Raw genomic sequence first — 8,401 nt, 5'->3', positions numbered from 1 at the left:
TTATTCTTTTATACTTATAATGAACGTATGATGAACTTACAAAATTGTTTGTTTTCTGTCATCTTAAAAAGTGGCGCAGACAGTTGCTTTTCTAGTAAAGTATAGATATCAAAGAACCTCTAAGGAGTTGATGAATAATGAATATTGCTGCCTCTCGAAAACTGATAAATTTCATTTCCATTATCGGATTAGGTCTATCAATCGCGCTGACGATTTATTTTATTAATTTAGGTGTTTTCAAAGATTTGAATGCTTTAAGAGGATTAGTAGGTGATTCGATCATTCTAGGTCCGGTCATTTTTATCTTCATCCAAATCTTGCAAGTGGTTATTCCAATTATTCCTGGAGGAATCAGCACTGCAGCGGGTGTCCTGATATTTGGTCCTTATGCTGGCTTTATTTACAACTATGTTGGAATCTGTATTGGTTCGATTATTATCTTTCTTCTAGGACGACGTTACGGAAAACCATTCATTCTTTCCATGATCAGCGATAAGACCTATAACAAATATATTGGCTGGTTAGACAATCAAAACCGCTTTGAAAAGCTGTTTGCTCTAGCTATTTTTCTTCCGGTTGCTCCGGATGATGCGTTATGTTTGATGGCTGGATTGACAAACATTTCAGTGAAACGATATACACTGATTATTTTGATTGCTAAACCACTATCGATTTTCTTATACAGTATGGCTTTGATTTATGGAGGACAATATCTAAGTGGTCTGCTTGGTTAATATTTATTTTGCAAAATCAGTTATTGATTGATTACCAATGTTAATTCTGGGAAAGGGTCTGCAAGATACATTGCGCCCTTTCCTTTTTCATTGGATTTGCGCTACAATGTGAAAGTAGGTGATAGGATGAATTATTTGAAACGTAGCTTAGGCAACACGTGGGATTTTTTGAAAGGAACACAAGCTTATTTCCGTGATGTCTTGCTGATGCATGGCTTTATTTTATTTATTTGTTTACCCTTATTGAGCAGTACGACTCGTTTTATTTTGCACCGAGGAGCAATTGACTATTTGTCTTATGACAATATTCCTTTGATTTTCTCTCAGCATCCTGGAGTTCTTCTGTCGTTAATCGCCGTTTTACTGACGATTTTACTATTGGTTTATTTCGAATTTGCATTTCTTCTGATGAGCGTCTTTTTTATTAAAAAGAAAGAACCGGTTTCTTTAAAGCAGCTCTTGCACTTGACGATACTTCAACTGAAAAAAGTGAGACCTATTACTTTTTTGTTTTTTCTTGCTTATTTTTTATTGATTCTACCGATCAGCGGGTTAAGTTTCAATTCTGATTTACTGTCAAAAATAAAAATTCCTGCTTTTATCATGGATTTTATTTTTGCTAACCGCTGGATCGTCGTCAGTTCCTTTTTACTCGTTTACATTTTTCTTGGCTATATTGGGATTCGTTTGATTTTCGCTTTACCTGAAATGATTTTACGAGATCGACCTTTTCGAGCATCCATTCGAGAAAGCTGGTTGCTGACCAAATCACGTCTTTTTGCCATCATGGGGCAATTTATTGTGATTGGCGGTACGATTTTACTTCTTTCTTCTTTGGGATATATCGTTGTTATTTTGGCACAAAGTGTTGTTGAAGAATTTTTCCCGAATTACGCATTGATCAGCGCTGTATTTGCGATGACGCTTTTACAAGGAATTTTATTATTCAATATCGTGATGTCTACTGTAGGAATTTTTTATATCATCGTTGATTTCATGGATGACGAAGGTTTCTTACCAGAGATTCCCAAGTGGTTTACGCCTCAAACACCCAACGTGCGTTTGTCTGCGCTGAAAAACACTGGTTTGACCCTTTTTGCAGTTTTTTTCGGTATTGGCGTTTGTCTTTACAATATGGATTATCTGACTTCGGCAGTTCAGACAAAACCAGTGACTGTATCTCACAGAGGTGTAAGTACGCAAAATGGGGCGCAAAATACTTTAGAAGCACTTGAAAAAACAAGCAGAGACTATCATCCTGATTATATAGAGATGGATGTGCAGGAAACAAAAGATGGCCGTTTCGTAGTGATGCATGATGCAAATCTTCGTCACTTAACAGGGGTAAATCGAACACCACAGGATTTGACATTGAAAGAATTGACAAATCTTACGGTTACTGAAAATGGGTTCCAAGCCCCTGTGTGTTCTTTTGATTCTTATTTAGAAAAAGCGCAGGAATTGAACCAAAAATTACTTATTGAGATCAAGACCTCTAAAAAAGATTCGGATGACCTGGTCGAACGATTTGTTCAGAAATACCGCAAAGCGATCTTAGAGAATCATCATATTTTGCAAAGTTTGACGTATCAAACTGTTTCTGATTTAAAAGAAGCAGAACCAAACTTCTATGTGGGCTATATCTTGCCTTTCAATATCATTGGACCACCCGTAACGCCTGCTGATTTTTTGACAATGGAGTATAGTACGATCAATCGTAACTTCATTAATTCTGCCCATCAAGATGGAAAAAAAGTATATGTATGGACAATCAACGATTCAGATGCTATGAGTCGCATGATGTTTTATGGTGTGGATGGTATCATAACCGATGAGATGGGACTACTAAATGAAAGTGTGAAACAAACAGATGAAGAAATCACTTATTCAGACAAGCTACTAAATTTTGTTTTGGGTGTTGGCTAATCAAAAATAGTTGATGAAATAAGCCTTTATACAACAAAAAACGCATAACCTGTTACCGCAGGTATATGCGTTTTTTGTTTGACATTCATAACGTGTCCTTAACTTTCTCTTGATTCCTTCATCGCACGAACAATAGATAAAATAGCAGGAATTGCAGAGATCACTGCAAGAATAATTCCCATTTTCCCTGAACTTTTTCTTTTTGGCATATCTTCTCGCTCCCTTCTGTCTTTATTTATATTATAAGGGAGTTCTTGCGAATTCTCAAAAATACTGTTTAAGAAACCAATTCAGCAGGTGCACTAATATCACAGAATTTTACGAGCATGCGGTACTTGCTTTCATGGATGATTGGATGGTCTCGTTGGTCATAACTTTCAACATACACGACAGCCGTGTTGTTATATGTACGTTCAATACAGCCGATTAGTTCGTGAGATACGCCGATCGGTTTGCATATATAAGTTCTTCCTACTTCTGCTTTTACCATTTCATTCCCTCTTTTCTTTGTTTTTCTTTATTTTATAATAACAAATCTCTCTCCACTTGAAAACGTTTTATTTTATTTTTTTATTTTTATTTGATTTATTTTTTACTTTTTAGATAACTATTTTCTTATCATAATTCTAGATGTTGTGACAAAAACGTTTGTTTATATTCCTATGTTGTTCGTGTGTTCTTTTCATTATCCTGCTAAATTATTTACAGGGGGTGAGCATATGATCTATATCCAAGCAATAGTCTTTGTAACGTTGATGGTTGGACTACTTATTGGCTTGAAAGAAAACAGCTAATTGATTTAAGAAAAAGTAAACAAGAAAAGTGATAAATGCTTTTTAATTGCATGAAAAAACGGACGATGCTAAACTTGTTATAGGTTCGAAAGTTTAAAGGAAACTTTCAAGAACTGAATTACATTACAAAGGAGATGAATTTTATGACGTTTACAAAAACAAATATGCAATACCGCGTAGCCTTTGATACAACTTCTAACCGTTTTATGGCGATTGATGCCCAAAACGAAAATAACGTTGCGTTTGGTATTACAATTGAACAAGCAGTCCGAGCATTAAATGAATCTAGATAAGGAGTGACCCATTCCAAATGGCGACTGATGAGATCTCGGAAAATCAATAAAAGACGTTTGTAACGGTGATCCGCGACAGACGTCTTTTTGTATTCATTACATATATTTGGAAATTGTATCTCTTTATCTCTAGACCTAAACAAAAACACAAGTTCTAATATCAACCATCTCGTTTTTTATGACAATTTTGTTAGCTGTTTCGATGATAATATTCCGTTATTATCTGTATAATATTTAATATAATAAAAATAAAAAAGGAGATCTTTCATGAAAAAAATTTTAGGGTTGATCGTTATCATATTGATTGCTTTTATAGGATGGAAAGGCTGGGACTACTATCAGTCTACTTATGTAGGAAAAGATTATTATGCAGTAATCAAAGCACCGATGCCTGCAGAAACTGATATTAAAGCAGATAATGGAGAAGTAATTGGAAAAGGGTTTAAATATAACGTAGATGCGTACGCTGAAAACGGTGAAAAAAGACAATTGGATTTTGATGTCATTACTTCTGGCGACTCTGCTAATGGTTCTGCCTATCCCGAAGGAACAATCTTGCAGTTGAAAGCAAGCGAAAAGCGAATTATAGAGAAAAAAGTAATCACTAGCGATAAAGTACCTTCATCTATAAAAGACAAATTAGGGCTATCTTAAGACTAAGAAAATATCGTAAAAAAGCACTCGATTTGAGTGCTTTTTTGTTTGTCGATTTTAGAAAACAAAAAAATAGAATTGGTCTTCGAAGTCACTTTCCTGTTCTTCCAGCCCTTAACTAAAGAACAAGGCAATGAATCGATTCCCATACAAAACATACTAAGATTAGAGGGGAACATCATTGACGAATGATGTTCCCCTCTATTTTCTATTTTTAGATTATAGTGAAGAGTGAAAGAAAGTTCGAACAAAGTCCCGAGGACTACGAGTCCCTATCAAAAACCCAACTTCTTTACTGTCATTTTAGAATCAGGTTTACGTATGTTGGGGCCATGAGCCCGTGTATAGGAAATTGGAATCGAAATGAAGCAGTAAAGTTCTTTCAACACTTAAAAAGGAGGAATACAAATGCCTTACATTCTTGCATTAGATGTTTCAATGGGACACAGCTACAGTGTCCTATACAAAGACGACACCTGCTTATTTGAAGACGAGATCGAACACACTCAAAGAGGATTTCATGCATTACTCGAAGAGATCCAGCACTTGCCTGAACGTCCATTGATTGTTTTTGAAGCAACGGGGATTTATTCCAGACCAGTCGAAAAGTTCTTTCAAGATCATCACTTTTCTTACTGTTTGTTAAACCCGTTAGAAGCGAAAAAACAGATGGAAGAAAGCACTTTACGCAGTTGGAAAACAGATAAATCGAATGCCCATCGGCTCGCACAGACTCATCTTAAAAATCAACGTCAACCAAAAGAAGTACAAAGCAATTTTTACTTAGAGATGCGCGATTTAGCCCGTTTTTATCAAGAAATTGAGAAGAAAATCACTCGACTGCGCATGGATTTACACAACTGCCTTCAGTTGACTTTTCCAGAGCTTGAACAGTTCTTTTCAAACAGGCTGACCCCTTACGCATTGACATTGATCCGTCTTTTTCCCCATCCAGATTTTGTATTGGCATCTACTCGGACAAAAATAAAAAATAAACTGATCAACGAAACACGGAAAAAAATCTCCGCGAATCGTGCCGAGCAAAAGGCAGATCAAATCATCCACTATGCACAGTGTGCCTATCCAGCTGTTGAAAAAGACAGTATCCACTGTCAAAAAACGATCTATTACGCCGAACTTCTCCAAGATTTACTCGAACAAAAAGAAGCACTGGCGACACAAATGATCAAAAAAGCCGAAGGCTCTCCTTGCTTTTCGTTGTACAAAACATTCCCTGGGATCGGCGCACTCACAGCCGCTTTATTGCTCGGTGAATTAGGAGATATCACACGATTTAAAACCCATAAACAATTGAATGCCTTTGTCGGAATCGACATCCGACGGTATCATTCAGGTAAGTATACTGGCCAAGACCGCATCAATAAGCGTGGTAATCCCAAAGCACGGAAAATTATTTTCTTCACCATTCGAAATATGATTCGCCAGCAACGCGCAGCTCCTAATCATATTGTCGATTATTACTACAAATTAAAAAAGCAACCTATCCCTAAGAAAGATAAGGTTGCCACAGTTGCTTGTATGAACAAGCTTCTGAAATGTATGCACGCTATGGTTAGGGCACATACAGAGTACGACTATGCGTACGCGGTCTCAGTGGACCATTAACTAAACCACTTACAGTATACCACTTCTTTGCCCAGATCGAAAATTTTTTACGAACGGGGCTTTATTTGGTGTGCCTTGATTTTTTCGCTTTTGTTTACGAGCTATTTTTATTACATCTTTTACTTGACTAATCGTAGGAACAAGGGGCTGTGACAAAATTCTTGTCACAGCCCCCTTTTTCCGAATAAACGGTGTTAATATGTGTTAAGCACCTAAATGGGTACCAGCTTTTATTTCAAAGCCAACATGTTTCTATCACTGATTTTTTAAATCTAGCGAGAAACCCTTATTTTACAGGCGTTCGTTCAATTCTTTCGCAAGGTCTTCAAAGCCTGGTTTGCCTAGAAGTGCGAACATGTTTTTCTTATATCATGTATACATTTATTACTTTTTTTCTCTTTTATACCGTTAGAAAACGCTGAAACATCAGCATTTTATCTATCTCCTGCTTTTTCTATCTTTTCTGATTTTTAATATCACTATCACCAAAACTATCACTAGTTTTTCTATTTTTTATATACTTCGCAAACTTTTTTATTACAAAAATTCTATTCACAATTATCTTAGCCCTCTTTAATAAGAAATACGTTTAATTTTTAAATAGAAATATACACTATATTGACGTATATATTTACAGGTGTATACTGGAATAAAATTAAATAGTATAAGAATTTAAAATTAATATAAAATATTTCAAGGGGTCTTATCTGATGAAAACAAACCTTAAGAGTTTCAGTAGTTTGATTATACAATCTACGTGGGCATACACTCGACCAATTTTTTCTTTTGACGATCTTCACGATTGGTTGTCTCTAGTTTTTGGAATTATATTAGCTAACATTGTAGGAATAGGTTTGACGACTATAAGTCCCCTAGCTTTTATATTAGTGAATGTAGGTAGTCTTTTGGGTACAATTAACTGTATTCTTCCTCGACATGGAAGACCTGAAAAGAGTACCCTTGTAGGTATTTTCTTAATTGCATTAGGGGCCTCAATAGGAATTTATCTACAATCTTTTTCAATTCTGATTATACTTTTATTCTCTATAAGCTTATACTGTTCTGGTATTGTTAGAAATTTTAGCATTGGAATGTATGTACGCTGTTTATTAGGTTCAATTAGTCTGCTTGCTGGAGCTCAATTGCGAGGAGAATTACCTGCTTTTGATGTGTTGAAAGGTTTGGGTGCTTTAATACTTGGTATGAGTATTGTAGCTTTAACTTACTGTATTTTTACTAGTGAAAATGATCAATCGAAGATTATTGTTAGTAATTTATATGAGCAGTTGTATCTAATCGCTCAAGAAAAGCCATCGAATTATATACACACTCGTATCCAAGCACGTGAATATATTGAAACCATGCCAAAAATTTATCATAAAAAAACGCCATGGATATATGAACTAATAGCTCAAGCAGATTTAATTGCTAGCTCTATCTATTGGCAAAAAAATTCAGAAAACAGAATTGCATTACAACAAATTATAGCCACACTCAGAGGCATGTCTTCAAATACGCTTTTTGATTCAGCATTAGTCAGTCCTGAAATAAAGAAGGCATTAAATATAGTTCAAAATAAAAGTGCAACTGAGTCTTCATTGCTACACTATCTGCTTCCTAACAAAGAAGGCATTGCAGAGCTTAGAGAGATTTTCTTATCATATAAAGGTAGCTCTTCTAGATTTGCTTTAAGACTTATGTTAACAGGAGTCATTTGTCATCTTAGTTCCATTCTATTAAATTCTATCTATCCCCTCCCTTTAGCTAATCATGAATTCTGGGTTGTGCTTTCAGGATGCTTGATGGTAATGCCAGGTTATCACGGTACTTTAGGAAAAATTATGTCTCGTACTTTAGGATCTATATTAGGTGCATTTACTGGAATCTTTTTGCACCAATTACTTGCTAGCTTATTTGGATTAAATTTATTATTTTTTATGATTATAGCTAGTACTCTAGTAATCTTATATGAAACAGTACGAAAGCTTAGTCAAGCATTTGTAATGTTCAGTGTCACAACTTGGCTAACTTTTACGCTTGGCGGAAACACTGCAGGATTCACTAGATTAACAGATGTAATAGTGGGTGCTCTTCTTGCCTTTGTCATATTTTTTATTTTTCCAACTTGGCATATTCAAGTTTTGCGTAGAAATCTGAATACTTGGTCGATTAATTTAAACTCTATACTATCTAACTTATCTAATAAAAAGCTTATACAAAAACCACTTACTGATATGTGGCTGATTACTTATAGAATTCAAGGTAGAGTAAATCGGTCTATTCAAGAAATTATTCTTGAATCTCCTAAATATAATGATACCTCGGTAGATACACTAATTAAAGACAAAAAAAATACCGATGAACTTATTAATAT

Annotated in this window: 7 protein-coding genes; 6 read left to right on the top strand and 1 reads right to left on the bottom strand. The window is 35.2% G+C overall.

The window, feature by feature from the left end:
* Positions 1–137 precede the first annotated feature (137 nt).
* Positions 138–734: a TVP38/TMEM64 family protein gene (locus RWU19_RS02940; protein WP_002329369.1), complete on the top strand. Its 597-nt coding sequence runs from the start codon at positions 138–140 to the stop codon at positions 732–734.
* A 126-nt stretch (positions 735–860) separates the two neighbouring features.
* Complete coding sequence (locus RWU19_RS02935) at positions 861–2,660, top strand: glycerophosphodiester phosphodiesterase (protein ID WP_316002802.1); 1,800 nt, start codon at positions 861–863, stop codon at positions 2,658–2,660.
* Between the two features lie 277 nt (positions 2,661–2,937).
* On the opposite strand, the gene RWU19_RS02930 is transcribed toward RWU19_RS02935, so the two are convergent.
* Positions 2,938–3,150 (bottom strand): hypothetical protein, encoded by a 213-nt coding sequence (locus tag RWU19_RS02930; RefSeq protein WP_002329372.1) that lies wholly within the window; start codon positions 3,148–3,150, stop codon positions 2,938–2,940.
* A gap of 447 nt (positions 3,151–3,597) precedes the next feature.
* On the opposite strand from RWU19_RS02930, the gene RWU19_RS02925 reads away from it, so the two are divergent.
* The 4 genes from RWU19_RS02925 to RWU19_RS02910 all read left to right on the top strand — a co-directional run.
* Positions 3,598–3,747, top strand: a complete 150-nt coding sequence (locus RWU19_RS02925; protein WP_002293931.1) for a hypothetical protein — start codon at positions 3,598–3,600, stop codon at positions 3,745–3,747.
* 267 nt (positions 3,748–4,014) lie between these two features.
* On the top strand, positions 4,015–4,401 hold the full coding sequence (locus RWU19_RS02920) for a YxeA family protein (protein ID WP_002329373.1): 387 nt from the start codon (positions 4,015–4,017) through the stop codon (positions 4,399–4,401).
* Positions 4,402–4,809: 408 nt separating this feature from the next.
* Positions 4,810–6,027, top strand: a complete 1,218-nt coding sequence (locus tag RWU19_RS02915; RefSeq protein WP_123837730.1) for an IS110 family transposase — start codon at positions 4,810–4,812, stop codon at positions 6,025–6,027.
* 710 nt (positions 6,028–6,737) lie between these two features.
* Positions 6,738–8,401 (top strand): FUSC family protein (locus tag RWU19_RS02910; RefSeq protein WP_316032184.1); only part of this gene is annotated, 1,664 nt, incomplete at its 3' end.

Source organism: Enterococcus sp. 2STP (genome assembly GCF_032465635.1).
Classification (GTDB): Bacteria; Bacillota; Bacilli; order Lactobacillales; family Enterococcaceae; genus Enterococcus_B; species Enterococcus_B lactis.
Note: the sequence above shows the minus strand (reverse complement) of the source record. Positions and strands in the feature narration are given on the sequence as shown.